This window comes from Paraburkholderia sp. JPY465 (assembly GCF_050436725.1).
In the GTDB taxonomy this organism is placed as follows: Bacteria; Pseudomonadota; Gammaproteobacteria; order Burkholderiales; family Burkholderiaceae; genus Paraburkholderia; species Paraburkholderia youngii.
Genome location: NZ_JBNDMT010000003.1, coordinates 455,688 through 472,900 on the forward strand (window position 1 = coordinate 455,688; position 17,213 = coordinate 472,900).

19 protein-coding genes and 3 tRNA genes are annotated in these 17,213 nt (G+C 61.5%); 9 read left to right on the forward strand and 13 right to left on the reverse strand.

Annotation, left to right across the window (positions count from 1 at the left end; translation table 11 throughout):
* Nucleotides 1-39: 39 nt before the first annotated feature.
* The 3 genes from hemW to rph are packed head-to-tail and all read right to left on the reverse strand — an operon-like array spanning nt 40 to nt 2,662.
* Nucleotides 40-1,269: a radical SAM family heme chaperone HemW gene (hemW, locus tag QFZ94_RS16690; protein WP_429458297.1), complete on the reverse strand. Its 1,230-nt coding sequence runs from the start codon at nt 1,267-1,269 to the stop codon at nt 40-42.
* Entirely contained in the window at nt 1,266-1,928 is a 663-nt protein-coding gene (rdgB, locus tag QFZ94_RS16695) for an RdgB/HAM1 family non-canonical purine NTP pyrophosphatase (protein WP_429458299.1), read from the reverse strand. The genes hemW and rdgB overlap by 4 nt, the downstream gene beginning before the upstream one ends.
* Nucleotides 1,925-2,662, reverse strand: a complete 738-nt coding sequence (gene rph / locus QFZ94_RS16700) for a ribonuclease PH (RefSeq protein WP_368584937.1) — start codon at nt 2,660-2,662, stop codon at nt 1,925-1,927. Before rph ends, rdgB begins: the two co-directional genes overlap by 4 nt.
* A gap of 337 nt (nt 2,663-2,999) precedes the next feature.
* On the opposite strand from rph, the gene QFZ94_RS16705 reads away from it, so the two are divergent.
* The 5 genes from QFZ94_RS16705 (at nt 3,000) to QFZ94_RS16725 (ending at nt 7,956) form a co-directional block, all read left to right on the forward strand.
* Nucleotides 3,000-3,923, forward strand: coding sequence for a YicC/YloC family endoribonuclease (locus QFZ94_RS16705; RefSeq protein ID WP_368584936.1), 924 nt, complete (start codon nt 3,000-3,002; stop codon nt 3,921-3,923).
* A 19-nt stretch (nt 3,924-3,942) separates the two neighbouring features.
* Nucleotides 3,943-4,626, forward strand: a complete 684-nt coding sequence (gene gmk / locus QFZ94_RS16710; protein ID WP_410851907.1) for a guanylate kinase — start codon at nt 3,943-3,945, stop codon at nt 4,624-4,626.
* A 60-nt stretch (nt 4,627-4,686) separates the two neighbouring features.
* Nucleotides 4,687-4,890 carry a DNA-directed RNA polymerase subunit omega gene (gene rpoZ / locus QFZ94_RS16715; protein WP_008921215.1) on the forward strand — a complete coding sequence of 68 codons (204 nt, stop codon included), beginning with the start codon at nt 4,687-4,689 and terminating at the stop codon, nt 4,888-4,890.
* 99 nt (nt 4,891-4,989) lie between these two features.
* Nucleotides 4,990-7,350, forward strand: a complete 2,361-nt coding sequence (locus QFZ94_RS16720; protein ID WP_429458303.1) for a RelA/SpoT family protein — start codon at nt 4,990-4,992, stop codon at nt 7,348-7,350.
* Nucleotides 7,351-7,470: 120 nt separating this feature from the next.
* On the forward strand, nt 7,471-7,956 hold the full coding sequence (locus tag QFZ94_RS16725; protein WP_368584932.1) for a phage protein NinX family protein: 486 nt from the start codon (nt 7,471-7,473) through the stop codon (nt 7,954-7,956).
* Between the two features lie 59 nt (nt 7,957-8,015).
* On the opposite strand, the gene QFZ94_RS16730 is transcribed toward QFZ94_RS16725, so the two are convergent.
* Both QFZ94_RS16730 and QFZ94_RS16735 read right to left on the reverse strand, forming a co-directional pair.
* Nucleotides 8,016-8,092, reverse strand: a tRNA-Arg gene (locus QFZ94_RS16730).
* A 73-nt stretch (nt 8,093-8,165) separates the two neighbouring features.
* Nucleotides 8,166-8,242 (reverse strand) — tRNA-Arg (locus tag QFZ94_RS16735).
* A gap of 123 nt (nt 8,243-8,365) precedes the next feature.
* Here QFZ94_RS16735 and greB point away from each other — a divergent pair.
* Complete coding sequence (gene greB, locus QFZ94_RS16740) at nt 8,366-8,935, forward strand: transcription elongation factor GreB (protein ID WP_368584931.1); 570 nt, start codon at nt 8,366-8,368, stop codon at nt 8,933-8,935.
* Nucleotides 8,936-9,042: 107 nt separating this feature from the next.
* On the opposite strand, the gene QFZ94_RS16745 is transcribed toward greB, so the two are convergent.
* Together QFZ94_RS16745 and QFZ94_RS16750 are read right to left on the reverse strand one after the other, a co-directional pair.
* Entirely contained in the window at nt 9,043-10,206 is a 1,164-nt protein-coding gene (locus QFZ94_RS16745; RefSeq protein WP_368584930.1) for a porin, read from the reverse strand.
* 525 nt (nt 10,207-10,731) lie between these two features.
* Nucleotides 10,732-10,974 (reverse strand): hypothetical protein, encoded by a 243-nt coding sequence (locus tag QFZ94_RS16750; RefSeq protein WP_429458306.1) that lies wholly within the window; start codon nt 10,972-10,974, stop codon nt 10,732-10,734.
* Nucleotides 10,975-11,369: 395 nt separating this feature from the next.
* On the opposite strand from QFZ94_RS16750, the gene QFZ94_RS16755 reads away from it, so the two are divergent.
* On the forward strand, nt 11,370-11,573 hold the full coding sequence (locus QFZ94_RS16755) for a cold-shock protein (protein WP_013090197.1): 204 nt from the start codon (nt 11,370-11,372) through the stop codon (nt 11,571-11,573).
* Nucleotides 11,574-11,886: 313 nt separating this feature from the next.
* Entirely contained in the window at nt 11,887-13,035 is a 1,149-nt protein-coding gene (locus QFZ94_RS16760; protein ID WP_429458308.1) for an exonuclease domain-containing protein, read from the forward strand.
* A gap of 38 nt (nt 13,036-13,073) precedes the next feature.
* Here the strand turns inward: QFZ94_RS16760 and QFZ94_RS16765 are convergent, their stop codons facing one another.
* Both QFZ94_RS16765 and QFZ94_RS16770 read right to left on the reverse strand, forming a co-directional pair.
* Nucleotides 13,074-13,670, reverse strand: a complete 597-nt coding sequence (locus QFZ94_RS16765; RefSeq protein ID WP_368584927.1) for a chorismate mutase — start codon at nt 13,668-13,670, stop codon at nt 13,074-13,076.
* A 284-nt stretch (nt 13,671-13,954) separates the two neighbouring features.
* Nucleotides 13,955-14,104 (reverse strand): hypothetical protein, encoded by a 150-nt coding sequence (locus QFZ94_RS16770; RefSeq protein WP_008921206.1) that lies wholly within the window; start codon nt 14,102-14,104, stop codon nt 13,955-13,957.
* A gap of 665 nt (nt 14,105-14,769) precedes the next feature.
* Here QFZ94_RS16770 and QFZ94_RS16775 point away from each other — a divergent pair.
* Nucleotides 14,770-14,967: a hypothetical protein gene (locus QFZ94_RS16775; RefSeq protein ID WP_368584926.1), complete on the forward strand. Its 198-nt coding sequence runs from the start codon at nt 14,770-14,772 to the stop codon at nt 14,965-14,967.
* Nucleotides 14,968-15,184: 217 nt separating this feature from the next.
* On the opposite strand, the gene QFZ94_RS16780 is transcribed toward QFZ94_RS16775, so the two are convergent.
* From QFZ94_RS16780 to QFZ94_RS16795, 4 genes are all read right to left on the reverse strand, one after another.
* A tRNA-Thr gene (locus QFZ94_RS16780) sits at nt 15,185-15,260 on the reverse strand.
* A 73-nt stretch (nt 15,261-15,333) separates the two neighbouring features.
* Nucleotides 15,334-16,350, reverse strand: a complete 1,017-nt coding sequence (locus QFZ94_RS16785; RefSeq protein ID WP_176381236.1) for a class 1 fructose-bisphosphatase — start codon at nt 16,348-16,350, stop codon at nt 15,334-15,336.
* An 86-nt stretch (nt 16,351-16,436) separates the two neighbouring features.
* Entirely contained in the window at nt 16,437-16,889 is a 453-nt protein-coding gene (locus QFZ94_RS16790) for a HigA family addiction module antitoxin (protein ID WP_368584909.1), read from the reverse strand.
* Nucleotides 16,890-16,904: 15 nt separating this feature from the next.
* Entirely contained in the window at nt 16,905-17,186 is a 282-nt protein-coding gene (locus QFZ94_RS16795; protein WP_429458311.1) for a type II toxin-antitoxin system RelE/ParE family toxin, read from the reverse strand.
* Between the last annotated feature and the right edge of the window lie 27 nt (nt 17,187-17,213).

Below are 17,213 nucleotides of genomic sequence, written 5' to 3' on the forward strand. Positions count from 1 at the left end.
CCTGGAAAGACTTCGCTGCCGAGTCCAAGCGACCCGGCATCACTGCGGGTCTTTCAGGAATAGCGCTTGCAGATCGTTCAGGAACGCCTGCCCAAGCGGCGTCGGCGCAATTCGTTCGTGGTCGCGCGTAATCAGCTTGCGCCGTTCCGCTTCCTGCAACGCGGGTTCGATCGTCGTAATCGACAGACCCGTGCGTTCGATAAACCGATGCACCGGAAACCCTTCCACCAGGCGCAGCGCGTTCAGCATGAACTCGAACGGCAGATCGCGCGGCCCGACCTCGTGCTCTTCCTGCACGCTTGCCCCGGCCTTGGCCTGCTCGATGAACGTGGTCGGATGTTTATAGCGCGCCTGACGCACGATCCGATTCGGAAACGACAGCTTCGTATGCGCGCCCGCGCCGATGCCGAGATAGTCGCCGAAACGCCAGTAGTTCAGATTGTGTTTGCTCTGCCGATGCGGCCGCGCATACGCGGACACCTCGTAGCGCTCATAGCCGGCCGCGGCGGTGCGTTGATGAATCCAGTCCTGCATGTCCGCGGACGCGTCGTCGTCGGGCAGCGCGGGCGGGAATTTGGCGAACAGCGTGTTCGGTTCGAGCGTCAGGTGATACAGCGACAGATGCGGCGGTGCAAACGACAGCGCCGTTTCCACATCGGCCTGGCATTCGGCGAGCGTTTGCTTGGGCAGCGCGAACATCAGGTCGAGGTTGAAGTTGTCGAACGTGGTCGCGGCGACTTCGACCGCGTGGCGCGCCTGCGCCGCGTCATGGATGCGGCCGAGCGCCTTCAGATGCGTTTCGTTGAAACTCTGGATGCCCACCGACAGCCGGTTCACGCCGCTCGCGCGAAACTGCGCGAACTTGTCGGCTTCGAACGTGCCGGGGTTCGCTTCGAGCGTGATCTCGGCGTCGGCGTCGAGCGGCAGCAGCGCGCGGATATCCGACAGCATGCGATCGAGCCCCGCCGCCGACAGCAAACTAGGCGTGCCCCCGCCGATGAACACCGTATGCACCTGGCGGCCCCAGATCAGTGGCAACGCCATTTCCAGATCGGCGCGCAGCGCGTCGAGGTAGTCGTTCTCCGGGAACGTCTCGCCTTTCCATTCGTGCGAATTGAAGTCGCAGTACGGGCACTTGCGCACGCACCACGGAAAATGCACGTACAGTGCAAGTGGCGGCAGCGACGTCAAACGGATGCCGCCCGGCGATGTGAATGCCTTGACGACACCGTTGCCGATTTCCGCCGGCGTCGATCGGATCGGAATCACGCTTCCTCCGGCAAACGTGCGAGCAGTTGCCGCAGCGCGATCGCGCGATGACTGCTGGCGTTCTTGACCGCCGGCTCGAGCTCAGCGGCGCTCGCGTTAAGCGACGGCAGATAGAAGTACGGGTCGTAACCGAAGCCGTGCTCGCCGCGCGGCGCGTCGAGGATTTCGCCGTGCCAGCGGCCGTCGGCGATCAGCGGTTCGGGATCGTCCGCATGACGCACGAGGGCGAGCACGCAATAGTAATAGCCGCGCCGGTCGCTCGCGCTCCGCAGTTCTTCGACGAGCCGCGCGTTGTTCGCCGCGTCGCTTTTCTCGCCGCCGGCGAGTTGCGCGAAGCGGGCCGAGTAGACGCCCGGCGCGCCGCGCAAAGCGCGCACGCACAGGCCCGAGTCGTCGGCGAGCGCAGGCAGGCCGGTCAGCTTCGCCGCGTGACGCGCCTTGGCCAGCGCGTTTTCGACGAAGGTGGGGTGTGGCTCTTCGGCTTCCGGCACATTGAGCGCACCTTGCGGGATCAACTCGATGCCGGCCGCGCCGAGCAGCGCCGCGAATTCGCGCAGCTTGCCCGCGTTGTTCGACGCGAGCACCACTTTCTTCAACGGCATGCCCGACGTTATGCCGTGAGCATCGTTCCCGCCGCTGTCCTGACGAACCTCATTCACTGCTGCACTCCCAGCGCTTCTTTCTGCTTCGCGATCAGCGTGCTGATGCCGTCGCTCGCGAGATCGAGCAGCGCATTCATTTCTTCGCGCGAGAACGGCACGCCTTCCGCGGTGCCCTGAATTTCGACGAAACCGCCCGCGCCCGTCATCACGACGTTCATGTCGGTGTCGCACTGCGAGTCTTCGTCGTAGTCGAGATCGAGCACCGGCACGCCGTCGTAGACGCCGACCGAAATCGCCGCGACGTAATCCGTGATCGGCGAGCTTTCGATGCGGCCCGTGGCGAGCATTCTGGCGACCGCATCATGCGCGGCGACGAACGCGCCGGTGATGCTCGCGGTGCGCGTGCCGCCGTCGGCCTGGATCACGTCGCAATCGAGATTGATCGTGCGCGCGCCGAGCTTTTCAAGATCGAACACCGAGCGCAGCGCGCGGCCGATCAGCCGCTGAATTTCCTGGGTGCGGCCGGTCTGTTTGCCGCGCGCGGCTTCGCGGTCGCTGCGCGTATGCGTGGCGCGCGGCAGCATGCCGTATTCGGCGGTGAGCCAGCCCTGGCCGCGATCGCGCAGGAACGGCGGCACGCTCTCGCTCACGCTCGCGGTGCAGATCACCTTGGTGTCGCCGAACTCGACCAGCACCGAGCCCTCCGCGTGCTTCGTGTAGTGACGCGTGATGCGCACGTCGCGCAACTGGTTGGGCTGGCGGCCGCTGGGGCGTTGGGTGTCGTTGCTCATGTCGGAATGGGTCGCGTTGTGTGCCGAAAGGCCGGAAGAGGGGCGGAGGAAAAACCCTAATTTTACCGCCGATCGAATAGGGCGGTTGCCCATACGCATGGAACACAAGGTTGCGGATGATGAGTGCCGCCCGAGCACGCGAGGGTCATCGTTACGACGAGCGGCAATCCATGCAGTGAAAGCAGCCACGTGCCGGGCCGCATCCGTGCCCGCTCGCGAGCGGATCGCGCGGCCAAAAATGGGATAATGCCGATTCCCCGCCCCGCGTCTCGTACACGCCGGGCGATCCGCTTCTCAGGCCATCGTCGAACGCATGGCCGCAATCGCGAGAAATACGATGATCTACAGCATGACTGGCTATGCGAGCGCTACGCGCGAACTCGTGGCGGCATCGGGCACTGGTGGCGTCAGCGTGTCGGTCGAATTGCGCACGGTGAACTCGCGCTTTCTCGATTTGAACTTCCGCATGCCGGAAGACGTGCGCGTCGTCGAACCGACGCTGCGCGAAATGCTGATGAACAAGCTGTCGCGCGGCAAGGTCGACATTCGCGTGAATCTGCAGCGCAGCGAGCAGTCGGCGAACGCGGGTGCGATCAACCGCGACGCGCTCGCGCAGCTCGCGCAGCTGGAACGCACGGTGCTGGACACGTTTCCGGAAGCCGGCCGTCTGCGGACTGGCGAAATTCTGCGCTGGCCGGGCGTGCTCGCCGAAAGCGGTATCGCGCCCGAGACGTTGCGCGACACGGTGCTCGCGTGCGGCAAGCAGGCAATCGCGGACCTGATCGACGTGCGTGCACGCGAAGGCGCGCAACTCGCGACGATGCTGCTCGGCAACGTCACCGAAATGGAAACGATCGTCACGAAGATCACGCCGCTCGTGCCCGAGCTGATTGCGCGGCATCAGCAGAAGATCGTCGAACGTCTGCAGGAAGCGCTCGGCATCGCGGCGCCGGATGGGGCCGCGACGATCGTGTCGCGCGAAGAGATCAACGAGCGGATTCGCCAGGAAGTGACGATGTACGGCATTCGCATCGACATCGCCGAAGAGCTGTCGCGCCTCACCGCGCACCTGAACGAAACGCGTCACGTGATCGAGAAGGGCGGCAAGGTCGGCAAGCGGCTCGACTTCATGATGCAGGAACTGAACCGCGAAGCGAACACGCTCGGTTCGAAGGCGGCGGCGAAGGAACTCGCGGATTCGTCGATGACGCTGAAACTACTGATCGAACAGATGCGCGAGCAGGTACAGAATCTCGAATAAGGCTGGAGCACTACACATCATGACCGACCACCATTCTCGCGAAGCCGGCGCGCCGCGCCATCCGTACGCCGGCGCCTATCCCGGCAATCTGTTCATGGTCGTCGCGCCGTCGGGCGCGGGCAAGTCGACGCTCGTCAACGCGCTGCTCGCGGGCGACGACGCGATCCGTCTGTCGATCTCGTACACGACGCGCCCGCCGCGTCCGAAGGAGCAGGACGGCGAGCACTATCACTTCACGACCGTCGAAGACTTCATGCGGCGTCACGACGCGGGCGAGTTTCTCGAAAGCGCGGAAGTGCACGGCAACTACTACGGCACGTCGCGCGTGTGGATCGAGGAGCAGATGAAAAACGGCCATGACGTGCTGCTCGAAATCGACTGGCAGGGCGCGCAGCAGGTGAAGAAGCAGTTCCACAACGCGGTGGAAATTTTCATTCTGCCGCCGTCGCTCGAAGCGCTCGAAGAGCGTCTGAAAAAGCGCGGCCAGGACGAGCCGAACGTGATCACGCGACGCCTGCTCGCGGCGGGCGGCGAGATCGCGCACGCGGCCGAAGCGGAGTACGTCGTGATCAACGAAAACTTCGATCGTGCGCTGGCTGAGTTGCAGTGCCTCGTCGGCGCGACGCGCTCGCGCTTCGCGTCGCAGTACGCGCGTCACACGCAGCTTTTCATGCAGCTCGGCATCCACCTGCCGCACGCGTGAGCGCGGCGTGCCGTCAGGCACATAAGGTAGAATAAGCAACATACTGAGAAGGAACCCAACATGGCCCGCATTACCGTCGAAGACTGCCTCAAACAGATCCCGAACCGTTTCGAACTCGCGCTTGCCGCAACCTATCGCGCGCGTCAGCTCGCTCAAGGCCACACGCCGAAGATCGAAAGCCGCGACAAGCCCACCGTCCTCGCGCTGCGTGAAATCGCATCGGGTCAGGTCGGCGTCGAAATGCTGAAGAAGGTGCCGGTCTAAGGCGCACGGATTTTCGTTTTCGACTCGCCCGGTATTCGCCACACCGGATTGCTCAACGTGCAGAACTGTGTCCAACCCTGACCGCTACCGGAGGCGACCATGAGTGCTACCCCGCCCACCGCCATGGAAGCGGAACACGACACCGACGCGCCGTCGTCTGCACGCAAGTACATCGACGCGGTCCTCGAGCAATCGTTTCGTCATCTGTTCGGGCCGACCGCCACGCCGGAGCAGCCGCGCCGGCACGACGTCGTCTCCATCGCCAATCTGACGTCCGCGCTGTCCGGCTATCTGCCGCCGGAAGAAATCAAGGACGTCAAGGCGGCGTTCCACTTCAGCGACGAAGCCCACCTCGGCCAGTATCGCCAGAGCGGCGAACCCTACATCACGCATCCGGTCGCAGTCGCGGAAATCTGCGCGGGCTGGAATCTCGACGCCCAGTCGATCATGGCGGCGCTCTTGCACGACGTGATGGAAGACCAGGGCGTAACCAAGGCGGAGCTCGCCGAGCGCTTCGGCGCGAAGGTTGCGGAACTGGTCGACGGGTTGTCCAAGCTGGACAAGATGGAGTTTCGCAATCGCGAGGAAGCGCAGGCGGAGAACTTCCGCAAGATGCTGCTCGCGATGGCGCGCGACGTGCGCGTGATCCTCGTGAAGCTCGCCGACCGGCTGCACAACATGCGCACGCTCGGCGCGGTGCCGCCGGAGAAACGTCGCCGCGTGGCACGCGAAACGCTCGACATTTACGCGCCGATCGCTCACCGGCTCGGTCTGAACAATACCTATCGCGAGCTGCAGGACCTGAGCTTCGCGAATTTCAACCCGCACCGTTACGCGACGCTCGAAAAAGCCGTGAAGGCGGCGCGCGGTAATCGTCGCGAGGTGGTCGGCAAGATTCTCGAATCGGTGCAGCGCGCGATTGCCGACGCAAAGATCGACGCCGAAGTCACCGGTCGCGAGAAAACCATCTTCAGCATCTACAAGAAGATGCGCGACAAGCAGCTGTCGTTCTCGCAGGTGCTCGACGTGTATGGTTTTCGCGTGGTCGTCGACAGCGCGCTCGAGTGCTATACCTGCATCGGTGCGCTGCATGCGCTGTTCAAGCCCGTTCCGGGCAAGTTCAAGGATTACATCGCGATCCCGAAGGTGAACGGCTATCAGTCGCTGCATACCACGCTCGTCGGCCCGTTCGGCGCGCCGATCGAGTTTCAGGTGCGCACACGCAAGATGCACGAGATCGCCGAAGCGGGCGTTGCCGCGCATTGGCTGTACAAGAACGGCAGCGCCGACCTGAACGACGTGCAAAAGCGCGCGCACCAGTGGCTGAAGTCGCTGCTCGATATTCAGAGCGAAGCGGGCGATTCGAGCGAATTCCTCGAGCACGTAAAGATCGACCTGTTCCCGGACGCGGTCTACGTGTTCACGCCGAAGTCGAAGATCATGGCGCTGCCGCGCGGCGCCACCGCGCTCGACTTCGCGTATTCGATCCACAGCGACCTCGGCAACCAATGCGTCGCGGTGAAGATCAACAACGAGCTGTTGCCGTTGCGTACCGAGCTGAAGAGCGGCGACATCGTCGAAGTCATCACGGCGCCCTATTCGAAGCCGAACCCCGCATGGCTAGGCTTCGTGCGCAGCGGCAAGGCGCGCTCGGCGATCCGTCATTATCTGAAGACGATGCGCCTGAACGAGTCGGTGCAACTCGGCGAGCGTCTCGTCGATCAGGCGTTGAAGGGCTACGGCCTCGCGCTGTCGGACGTGACGCCGGAAGCGTGGGAAAAGCTCGTGCAGTGGACGGGCAACAAGAACCGTCAGGAAATTTTCGCGGACATCGGTCTCGGCCGGCGCGTCGCGGCGGTGATGGCCAAGCGCATCGAAGTGCTGATGAGCGGGCGCGACGCCGACGATGACGGCTCGCGCTCCGAGTCCGGTTCGACGCCGCATGCGCCCCCGGTCGTCATCACCGGTACGGAGGGCATGTCGGTGCAACTGTCCGCGTGTTGCCGTCCGATTCCGGGTGATGACATCATGGGCTATATCGGCATCGGCCTTGGCATGGCGATCCATACCACCGACTGCCGCGTCGCGCAGCGTATCCACCGCCGCGACCCGGGGCGCTGGATCGACGTTGCGTGGGCGCCGCAGCCGGGGCGTCTGTTCGATGTCGCGGTCAAGGTGCTGGTTAAGAATACCAAGGGCGTGTTCGCCCGCGTAGCGGCCGACATCACGTCGGCGGACGCGAACATCGTCCATATCGCGATGGACGAAGATCTGTCGCAGGAATCCACGATTCTGCGCTTCGTGATTCAGGTCAGCGACCGTGTGCACCTGGCCAATGTGATGCGGCGCGTGCGCACCAATCCTGACGTGATGCGCATCACGCGTGAGCGGCCGAGCGAAGAAGGGCATCACCGCCACGACGGCGGCATGCGTATCGACCGCGAGCGCGCGGATTACTGAGCGGCTTCGGACTGGGCGTCGGCGCGGCCCGGACTGGCGCGTCACGCAAGTCAGGCATCTTTCGTGCGGCTCAGGATACAACTGAAGGCAGGTCTCACCTGAACCCCGGGGAGAACGCAGATGAACGTATCCGACCTCGCTGGCGTGGCGCTCGATTACTGGGTGGCGCGCAGCCTGCACGACTTCGTGCGTGAAATCTACTTTACCGATAGTGGCGAGACTGTTGCGATCCGCGGCAACGATCGAGGTCGTCCGTGGGATGGGCGTTTCACGCCTTGCGCGTCATGGGAGACGGCTGCCGTTGTGCTCGAGCGCGCGATGCGGCTCGATGTGCGCGAGCAGAACGAAAAGGGTGCGTTGTGCGTCGCGGAGTTCAAGGGCGGACAGCGGGCCTCGGAGGGGAGCGGCGAGTCGCTGCGCATTGCTTTGCTGCGGGCGTTCGTCGCGAGCCATTTCGGCGATACCGTCGACGACGTGCTGCGCGAGCGCCAAGCACTGACCGGCATGCGGGCCGAGACGATCAGCGAGCAGACGGTAGGCGGGGTCGTCGAGGACTTGCCGCACCCGGACGGGCAGATTGGGGATATCCAGTCGCCGCCACGTTGAGCTGGCGCACGGTGCGCCAGAAAAACAAAGGGCCTTCCGATTGGAAGGCCCTTCATAGGTGGCGCGGCTGGCAGGATTCGAACCCACGACCCCTTGGTTCGTAGCCAAGTACTCTATCCAACTGAGCTACAGCCGCACGCAAACGGTGATGCTTACTGCAAAAACCGGTGAAACCTGAGAACTCTCAGCAAGGCAGTTCTCGAATAAGGTGGCGCGGCTGGCAGGATTCGAACCCACGACCCCTTGGTTCGTAGCCAAGTACTCTATCCAACTGAGCTACAGCCGCACACAGAAACGAGATTATAGCCAACAGATTTGAAAAATGGAAGCCCGTCACGGCGATTTGTGTCGCGGGCCCGATCGTGTAACCTCTTATCAGGTTGATGCTAGCTGCTGTTAACGGATGATTATGAACAAGGCCTTTGTCAAAGAGTCGAGTGAGGACAACGACGACGATCTCGACGTCACCCAGCCCGACGTGCCCGCAGGCACCAAAAACTACATGACTCCCGCCGGTCATCGGCGTATGCGCGATGAGTTGCTGCATCTGATCGATGTCGAGCGGCCCGAGGTCGTCAAGCTGGTGTCGTGGGCGGCGTCGAACGGCGACCGTTCGGAGAACGGCGACTACATCTACGGCAAACGACGTTTGCGCGAAATTGACCGTCGCATCCGTTTCCTGACCAAGCGGCTTGATCTGGCCGAGGTCGTCGATAGCAGCCGGCAGGAAAACGTCGATCAGGTGTTCTTCGGCGCGACGGTCGATTACGCGACCGAGGACGGCGAAGAGCATAAGGTGACGATCGTCGGTGTCGACGAGGTCGACTTGGACATTGGGCACGTAAGCTGGATTTCGCCCATTGCGCGTGCGTTGCTGAAGGCCAAAATCGGCGATACGGTCACGCTGTTCACGCCGGCCGGGCCGCAACCGATCGACATTCTCGACGTCAAGTACCCGCCACCCGATGCCGGCCGCTAGGGCGCTGGCGGAGGCGCAGGCAAAGTCTGGCGAAAGACCACTTCGGCGCGAACATAAAAAAGGCGCCGCGAACGGCGCCTTCTCTACTGCCAGTCCTTGCGCGGTGCTTAGAAGCGGTGACGCAGACCAGCCGTCACAGCGACTTGCTTGTTGTTGCCCGAAGCGTTACCCACGCCATTGATGAAGGCGGGGACGATCGAGCCTTCGTTTGCTGCCTGATACACGCCTTGCAGGTACACGTCGGTACGCTTGGACAACGCGTATGCGGTTTGCAGATCGACCTGGTTCCAGTGCACGTGCGTGCTGGACAGGTTAGCGCGGGTGTACGTGTACGCGGCGGCAATGCTGATCGCAGGTGTCAGAGCGTAACGAGCGTTGCCCTCGAAATTCTGGAACTGGGCGCTGTTGGACGGGAAGCCGATACCGCCCGAGACACCCGATGAACCCTGGCTGATGCCGACGAGGCCATGCAGGTTCGTCTGCGAGTACACGATGCCAACGGTTGCCGGGCCGAACGCATAGTTGGCGCCTGCGCCCCATGTTTGCTGACGTTGCGCGAAGAACGTGTTGTCGCCCGACACTGCGCCACCCGAATTGAACGCTGCGGCTGCGCTGGTTGCGCCGTTGGCGTTCAGTTGCAAGTAAGCGGCTGCGACGTTCAGGCCGCCCCAGTTGTACGATGCGCCCGCGCTGTATGCGCGGTTGTTCGCGAAGCCGCTAGCCTGGTTCGAAAAGCCGTACAACGCGCCGAACTTGAAGCCGCCGTAGTTCGCGCTCGTGTACTTGGCCGAGTTGTTGATACGGAACGAGTTGTTCAGGTTGTCGTTGTCGAACGGGTGGGCGAACTGGGTGCCGCCGTATTGCGTGCCGGTGAGCGCCAGCGGGCCGACGAAGTCGACCATGCTGTCATATTGACGGCCGAGCGTGACAGCGCCGAACTGGTCGCTCGACAGACCAACGAACGCCTGCCGGCCGAACATACGGCTTTGCTGCTTGAGCGTGCCGTCGTTGATGCCAAAGCCGTTTTCCAACGTGAAGATGGCCTTCAGACCACCGCCAAGATCTTCAGCGCCACGCAGGCCCCACCGGCTACCGTTCACCGAACCGCTCGTCATCGCAACGTTGGCGCCGTGCTGAGTAGCACTGACGCGCTGGTTGTTCGTATAAGTAATCCCGGCGTCGATCAGGCCATACAGGGTGACGCTACTTTGCGCGTGCGCTGCCGTGACGAAAACGCCCGACAGGGCAGCGACCATGAGTGTCTTCTTCATTGATATAACTCCAAGAGCGAGAGAGGTATAAAACCCTGGCTTAGGAGACCTTCACGCGAGCGCTGCGAGAAGCGGAATCCGCGTGAGAAGCGCGTTGACCAGATCCGCGCCGGTTTCCGATTACGCAGAGTGTAGAGAGACACTTCCGGGAGTTGATGTTCCGATTCGCGCAATAAAGTATTACGCAACGAGAAACGATCATGGTTCGCCATTTGAGCCTTATGGATAAAGGCTTTGCGCCGACTCGGCGGCATTCGGCGTCTGTTCTTTCCTAAAGCGCGTTGCTGATTCGCGACACCGAACGATGCGGAAAAACAACGGCAAGAAATACGGAAAAACGATTGTTGTTACTCCGGCAATAGATGATTGTTAATTGTGTGAATAATCGAAATCGAATACGACCGCTATACTTTAATTTCTGCTTTTCGAAGCAGACTTTTTCGTTGACGAAAAAGATCTCCAACCTTTGTCAGCGCGACCTTCCAGTCGCGCTTTTTTTTTTGCGAACGATCTTCGCGAGCTGCTCTAGTGAGCGGGTGCGGTGCCTTCCGCGTCGCCCCAATCATCCTGCGCGGACACGCTCCAGTCTTCGATCACATAACGGCGCGCATCCATCGGCGAGGAGAGCAAATTCTGCCAATGGTCCCCGTGCCACATTGGATCGAAGTCGAAAACCGTGGATGAGTCCATGGTTGCAGGTTGGTCTGGTATGGCCTTTGCAGGCGAATGAGTGAGCCAGGCGAAGAGACGGCGAATTTCCTGGAACATGACAACCTCCTGAAGCACATCGCTACCACTGATATGCATCATGCGAGTCGGACTGCGCAGCAACAAGTCGGACAAACACTTACGCAAACTTGGATTTTGTTACATTCCCATTGCATATTTTTTGCAAGTTTTTCCGTTTCTTGGCTGGTTAAATCATTCCAGGTAACTTTGACAGTGTGCGTATATCCATGCGATTTGAAGTGATATCTCTTTATACGCTAAACGCGTATGAAAAGTTTACTTGACGGCGATTCTCTGTTCCCCGTATAACGGCAAAGCCGAATTTGATTGCTGTTTCTGATTTTTGTCTTGATCAGATATGGGCAACTGAATCGGGGTGGGATCGATTCAAGGGCAATGCCCGCTTTGCATAAATCACCGAGGGAAAACAGGAAATGGAAACTGGTGTCGTCAAATGGTTCAACGATGCTAAGGGTTTTGGCTTTATCACGTCGGACGCGGGTGGCGAGGATCTTTTTGCGCACTTTTCGGAGATCCGCAGCGAGGGCTTCAAGTCGTTGAAGGAAAACCAGCGGGTGTCTTTTGAAGTCAAGACCAGCCCGAAGGGCAAGCAGGCGGCCAACATTCAGCCGCTGTGAATGCGCTGCGCCGGGCGCGCCGCCCGCGCAGTCGGGAGCCAAAAACCCTCGCCGTCGCGCGAGGGTTTTTTATTTTATCGAGCCAGGATCTTCGGTATCTGCGTGGTTCAACGATACGTATTATTGTCGGAAGATATTAATTGAAACGGATTGGCTACTCCCGGATTATTGGTTTAAGCGTCCGCGGAATATCTGCGCAAATTGAGGGTCCCTGTCGACGCAGTTTCTGCCTGCGGACGGCGCACAGTGTGGATGCGCACCGTCCAGCTGGTGCATACTTGCCGCAAATTCACGCATCCGAATCTCTTGCCCCATGTCTGAACTGCTTTCGCCGGAACCGGCACTCGATGCACCCATCGTTTTCGTCGACCTCGAGACGACCGGCGGCTCGACGAGCGAGCACCGCATTACCGAGGTTGGCGTCGTCGAAGTCGGGCCGGCCGGCGTATCGCGGTGGAGCAGCCTGATCAACCCGCAGCAGCCCATTCCGTCGTTCATCCAGCAACTGACCGGCATCACGAACGATATGGTGCGCGGCGCACCTACGTTCGAGTCGATCGCGCCTGCGCTGTTCGAGCGCCTGAACGGCAAGCTGTTCGTCGCGCACAACGCGAGTTTCGATCGCGGATTTTTACGCGGCGAATTTCGTCGCGCCGGAATTGCGTTCGATCCGGACGTGCTTTGCACGGTACGGCTGTCGCGCGCGCTGTTTCCCGGCGAAAAGCGCCATGGTCTCGACGCGCTCGTCGAACGTCATGCGCTGGTGCCGTCCGACCGTCACCGCGCGCTCGCCGACGCCGATCTGATCTGGCAGTTCTGGCAGCGTCTACCGACGCTCGTACCGCTCGACGCGCTGCGTGCGCAGATCGAGCGCACCACGCGTCGCTACCGGCTCGCCGGCGACATCACCGAAGACCTGCTCGACACCGCGCCGGCAGGCTGTGGCGTGTATGCGTTCTATGGCGAAGGCGATGCGCCGCTGTATGTCGGCCGCAGCGTGCGCGTGCGTCAGCGGCTGCGCTCGCATCTCACCGGCGAGCGGCGTTCGTCGAAGGATATGCGGCTTGCGCAGCTGGTGCGGCGCGTCGAATGGCGCGCGACGGGCGGCGAACTCGGCGCGATGCTCGCGGAGGCGCAGTGGATCGCGACGCTGCGGCCGGGCCACAACCGTTTGCCGCGCGTGACGAAGAGCGATCCCGCGAGCGCTCCCTGGCCGTTCGACGGGCCGATCGTGTTCGAGGAGCGTGAGGACGCACAGCGCGTCTTTCACGTGGTCGATCGCTGGCGTTACCTCGGGCACGCGCCGTCGCTCGTGCAGGCGGGGCAACTGCATGCGTCGACGCTGGCGGGGGCGTTCGAATTGTCGACGTACCGTATCCTGCAAAGCCACCTGGCGCGTGGTCTGCGCGTGATGCCGTTGAGTGTGCCGCGTGACGCGCCCGAGTCGAGCATCGTCCTGTGACGCCTATGCAGTGTGCGCTCGCCGCAGCGTTGCCGGAATCAGCCGGTCGCGCCGACTCCACCGGTCTCGCACACGTGACCTAGCGCGCGCGTCATCGCGCTGGAATGCGCGGAGTCATAGCGCGTCAGCGTTTTCCAGTTAGCCAGCGATTGCGCGACGCGCGACGGACAATCGTCCGCGGCGCGCAGCGGCTGCACGCGCGCCAGGCTCGCCATCAACGATTGCGTCAGCTTGTCGAGTTGCGGTCGCGTGCTGGTTGCGAGATCGGGCGCGGGACCTTGCGGCGGCTGGGTGCTGCGCCATTTCGCGAAGAGCGCGTTCTGCACGTCTTTGCTCGCATCGATCTGATCCCGGAAGAACGCGCGGGCGAACGCCGGATCGACGTTTGCCGCCGCGGCGCGCTTTTCGACTTCGGCGAGCAGCGCGTTTTCGCGCGGCGTATCGGTGATCGGCTGATGGTTCGCCCACTTCCAGCGCGCGACCGGCTCCGCGAGCGCGAGACGCTGCGAAACCAGTGCGATCAGGTTCGTGAGCGCGGTGTCGTCACCATCGGCGAGGGCAGGGGCGGGCGAGAAAGCGACGGTGGCGGCGATGGCGAGCGCGCATGACGCGCCGAAGCGATGCAAACGATTCATGAGGTGGACGTGGCCGGGCGGCCGTTGACGGAAAAACCAAAAGAATAAATGATGCCCGGCAAACGGCGCACGTCGGGCCGCTTTACACAAGTTGACGGAGAGGTAATTGGGCGCGGGAAGGGCGCGCGTATTCGTACGCTCGAGCCGTGCGGCCCAGCGTAGCTGCTCTGATCAGGCGAGCAAACCCAGCGTCCTGACGGAGGCGTCGGACGCGTAATGACGGCGCGAAAATTCGCCGCGCATGAAATCAACGGGCGCGAATGCTGCGCCGCGCCAGTGGTCCGTTACTTCGGATCGCACGACTTGCGTTGTTCGTCGAAGAAAGCGCGAACATGCTCGGGAAGTTCGGCTCCCAAAAACTCGACGGCCACAGGTTCCGGATCCGGGTAAAAAACTTTGTCCGGGGTCGGAATCTTCGGTGGTTTGGCATCCATGATCTTTCTCCTTTGCGAACCGATTATCGGCCTCGTTCCCCGCATCGCACCAGTGTCCGATGCGCGTCATACATACTCTGTTGCTTTAACGGCACAAGCCGACACATCAGCAGAGGGATTGAATAAAATTTATCGTCTAACTATCGGTTGGGTTTCGCGATCTGCTTGATCCGCTTAATTGCCAGCGCCAAATCGTCCCAATCCCGGCTCCCTCCGCCATTCCCTTTCGCGCCTTGCCCCACCTGCGTTTGAGCACGACCGATCGATATTTCCGTGCACTGGATTTGACGTTCTTTGTGAATAACACGTGACAAATTTGTGCGTTGCCGCATTGGCAGGATTTTCGCGTTTGTGAACTGGACGTTCGTAATTTGCGGATTGCGTAACTGTCTGCCTAATACCTAGTAAACGGCACATTCCGCGCCGCGTTGACCGGACAAAACACTGTTTAAGGAATTTGTCGTTAATTAAATGCTGACAGTGGGTTGGCAAACCCATTCCCGGATTGCTGTGACAAAAGGACTGCATTTGGCGACAAGTCGAACGGAGCCCGTCGCGCCTCCTATGATGGAAGCGACTACCGATGAATCGACGTGCGTTGGCAGACGGACGCGCGACGCGCCGAGCGGATCATGACGTTCTGCATGTTTGGGAGAGAGGTCGCAATGGAAAACGCTGTGTACTGGGACGGACGTCAGGTTGGCATCGAGTGCGCCGGCAGGATCTTGTGGTTTGCGTCGGCACCCGCGCAAGCGATAGCCGCATACGGCGCGTCCGAGCAGCCGACCCCACGGGCCGATGCCGTCGTTGCGCGCAACCTTGCGATGCAACGGTCGTACGACCCGCTCCGCGTTCCAGACTAGGCTGGAACGCGCACACCGCACGCGAGAACGTGCTGCTCGTCCAATGGATCTCGAGAACGCGCTGAACTGGCTCTTCGTGTCGTAGTCGATCAGTGCCGAACGGCATTGCTTGCTACAGGCTGTTTCGGCTCGTCAAGGCGGCAGACCGGCAATGTTTCGCGCGACGGCAAAACAAAAAGCCCAGTCATGAGGACTGGGCTTTTTGCTTGAAACTTGATGGTGCCGGAAAGAGGAATCGAACCCCCGACCTTCGCATTACGAATGCGCTGCTCTACCGTCTGAGCTATTCCGGCATCAGGAGAAACGAGATTATAGGGACTACTTCAGTGACTTGGCAAGCCCCTTGATGCATTTTTTCTTTCGAGATCACTTCTTCGCTTCGAGGTGATAGCGAGTCACGCGATCGACCTCATTCTTCGAGCCGAGGAACACCGCGACGCGCTCGTGCAGGCTCTTTGGCTGGACGTCGAGAATACGCTTCTCGCCGTTGGTTGCGGCGCCGCCCGCCTGCTCGACGATGAACGCCATCGGATTGGCTTCGTACATCAGACGCAGCTTGCCCGGCTTGTCCGGCGTGCGCTTGTCGGCCGGGTACATGAAGATGCCGCCGCGATTCAGGATGCGATGCACGTCGGCGACCATCGATGCGATCCAGCGCATGTTGAAGTCAGCCTGCCGCGAACCTTCCTTGCCCGCTTTCAGTTCGCCGATGTATTGCTGAACCGGCGGATACCAGTGGCGTTCGTTCGAGGCGTTGATCGCGTACTCGCGGGTTTCGACGGGAATACGCATGTCGCTTTGCGTGAGCACCCACGAGCCGAGCTCGCGATCGAGCGTAAAGCAGTTCACACCGTTACCGGTGGTCAGCACGAGCACCGTTTGCGGGCCGTACACCGCATAGCCCGCGGCGACCTGCTCCGTGCCCGGCTGCAGAAACGATTGCTCGGTGGCCTGGTGGCCGTCCGGGCAGCGTAGCACCGAGAAGATCGTGCCGATCGACACGTTGACGTCGATGTTCGACGAGCCGTCGAGCGGATCGAACACGAGCAGATATTCGCCCTTCGGATAGTTGGCCGGAATCGGGAAGAACTGTTCCATTTCCTCGGAGGCCATGCCCGCGAGGTTGCCGCCCCATTCGTTCGCCTCGAGCAGAATTTCGTTCGACAGGATGTCGAGCTTCTTCTGCACTTCGCCCTGAACGTTTTCGCTGCCCGCCGAGCCGAGGGCATCGCCGAGCGCGCCTTTGCTGACGTGGTAGCTGATCGCCTTGCACGCGCGCGCAACGACTTCGATCAACAGGCGCAGATCGGCGGGCAGGTTGTTGGTTTCACGCTGCTGCTCGATCAGGTACTTCGTGAGAGTGGTACGACGTTGCAAAGACATTGCTGTACTCCGGGAAGGCTAGAAGAATGATGGGATTTTAACCGCTCGTGTGTGTCGGCTCCGTGCTTTTGGCCGCACGGCCGCCTTCAGGTCTTGCGGCGCGTCCTGGCCGAGATGTTGCCGCTGACGCTGGCCGCGAGCGCCGCGGCCCGCGCGTGCCCGGCGGGCACGCTGGGCAGCTTCGGGCGCTCGGCGCGCGGCATCGGTTCGATTTCCCGTTCGATCTGCTCGCCGGCGGCGGCGGTGGCGACGCGCAGATCGTAGGCGATTTGCAGATTGAGCCAGAACTGCGCGCTCGCGCCGAAGTAGCGCTCGAGCCGCAGCGCGGTATCGGCGGAAATGGCGCGGCGGCCGCGCACGACGTCGTTGATGCGTGGCGCCGGCACCCGCAATGCAAGCGCGAGCGCATTGACGGACATGCCGAGCGGCTCGAGGAACTCGCTGCGCAGAATTTCGCCAGGATGGATCTCGTCAATGGCCGCGCCCATATCGATGTCGGAGAAATCGATGTTCTTCAGCGCGGAGCGTTTGATGACCATGTCGGTCTCCAGTAGTCAGTGATAGTCGACGATCTCGACATTCAGCGCGTCCTCGCCGACGAAATGAAAACAGATGCGCCACTGCGCATTGATGCGGATGCTCCACTGCCCACAGCGCTGGCCCTGCAAGGCTTCGAGCCGGTTTCCGGGCGGCGCGTGCAAATTTGCGATCGAGCTCGCGGCGTCGATTATCAGCAGCTTGCGATGCGCTAGCGCCTGGATCGAGCGCGGCAACGTATGCACGAACCTGCCCTGGAAAATTCTTGCGGTGGCCTTGTCTGCGAATGTCGTGATCATCGAAGCGTATAACGCATTGCGTTAAAT

Bases quoted from the DNA above. Each gene is read 5' to 3' on its own strand.
- QFZ94_RS16755 (WP_013090197.1), top strand. From the start codon at position 11,370: ATGGAAACTGGTGTCGTCAAATGGTTCAACGATGCTAAGGGTTTTGGC.
- QFZ94_RS16785 (WP_176381236.1), bottom strand. From the start codon at position 16,350: ATGTCTTTGCAACGTCGTACCACTCTCACGAAGTACCTGATCGAGCAG.
- QFZ94_RS16705 (WP_368584936.1), top strand. From the start codon at position 3,000: ATGATCTACAGCATGACTGGCTATGCGAGCGCTACGCGCGAACTCGTG.
- QFZ94_RS16795 (WP_429458311.1), bottom strand. From the start codon at position 17,186: ATGATCACGACATTCGCAGACAAGGCCACCGCAAGAATTTTCCAGGGC.
- gmk (WP_410851907.1), top strand. From the start codon at position 3,943: ATGACCGACCACCATTCTCGCGAAGCCGGCGCGCCGCGCCATCCGTAC.
- QFZ94_RS16745 (WP_368584930.1), bottom strand. From the start codon at position 10,206: ATGAAGAAGACACTCATGGTCGCTGCCCTGTCGGGCGTTTTCGTCACG.
- QFZ94_RS16720 (WP_429458303.1), top strand. From the start codon at position 4,990: ATGAGTGCTACCCCGCCCACCGCCATGGAAGCGGAACACGACACCGAC.
- QFZ94_RS16770 (WP_008921206.1), bottom strand. From the start codon at position 14,104: ATGGATGCCAAACCACCGAAGATTCCGACCCCGGACAAAGTTTTTTAC.
- rpoZ (WP_008921215.1), top strand. From the start codon at position 4,687: ATGGCCCGCATTACCGTCGAAGACTGCCTCAAACAGATCCCGAACCGT.
- QFZ94_RS16750 (WP_429458306.1), bottom strand. From the start codon at position 10,974: ATGTTCCAGGAAATTCGCCGTCTCTTCGCCTGGCTCACTCATTCGCCT.
- QFZ94_RS16775 (WP_368584926.1), top strand. From the start codon at position 14,770: ATGGAAAACGCTGTGTACTGGGACGGACGTCAGGTTGGCATCGAGTGC.
- greB (WP_368584931.1), top strand. From the start codon at position 8,366: ATGAACAAGGCCTTTGTCAAAGAGTCGAGTGAGGACAACGACGACGAT.
- QFZ94_RS16790 (WP_368584909.1), bottom strand. From the start codon at position 16,889: ATGGTCATCAAACGCTCCGCGCTGAAGAACATCGATTTCTCCGACATC.
- QFZ94_RS16760 (WP_429458308.1), top strand. From the start codon at position 11,887: ATGTCTGAACTGCTTTCGCCGGAACCGGCACTCGATGCACCCATCGTT.
- rph (WP_368584937.1), bottom strand. From the start codon at position 2,662: ATGAGCAACGACACCCAACGCCCCAGCGGCCGCCAGCCCAACCAGTTG.
- QFZ94_RS16765 (WP_368584927.1), bottom strand. From the start codon at position 13,670: ATGAATCGTTTGCATCGCTTCGGCGCGTCATGCGCGCTCGCCATCGCC.
- QFZ94_RS16725 (WP_368584932.1), top strand. From the start codon at position 7,471: ATGAACGTATCCGACCTCGCTGGCGTGGCGCTCGATTACTGGGTGGCG.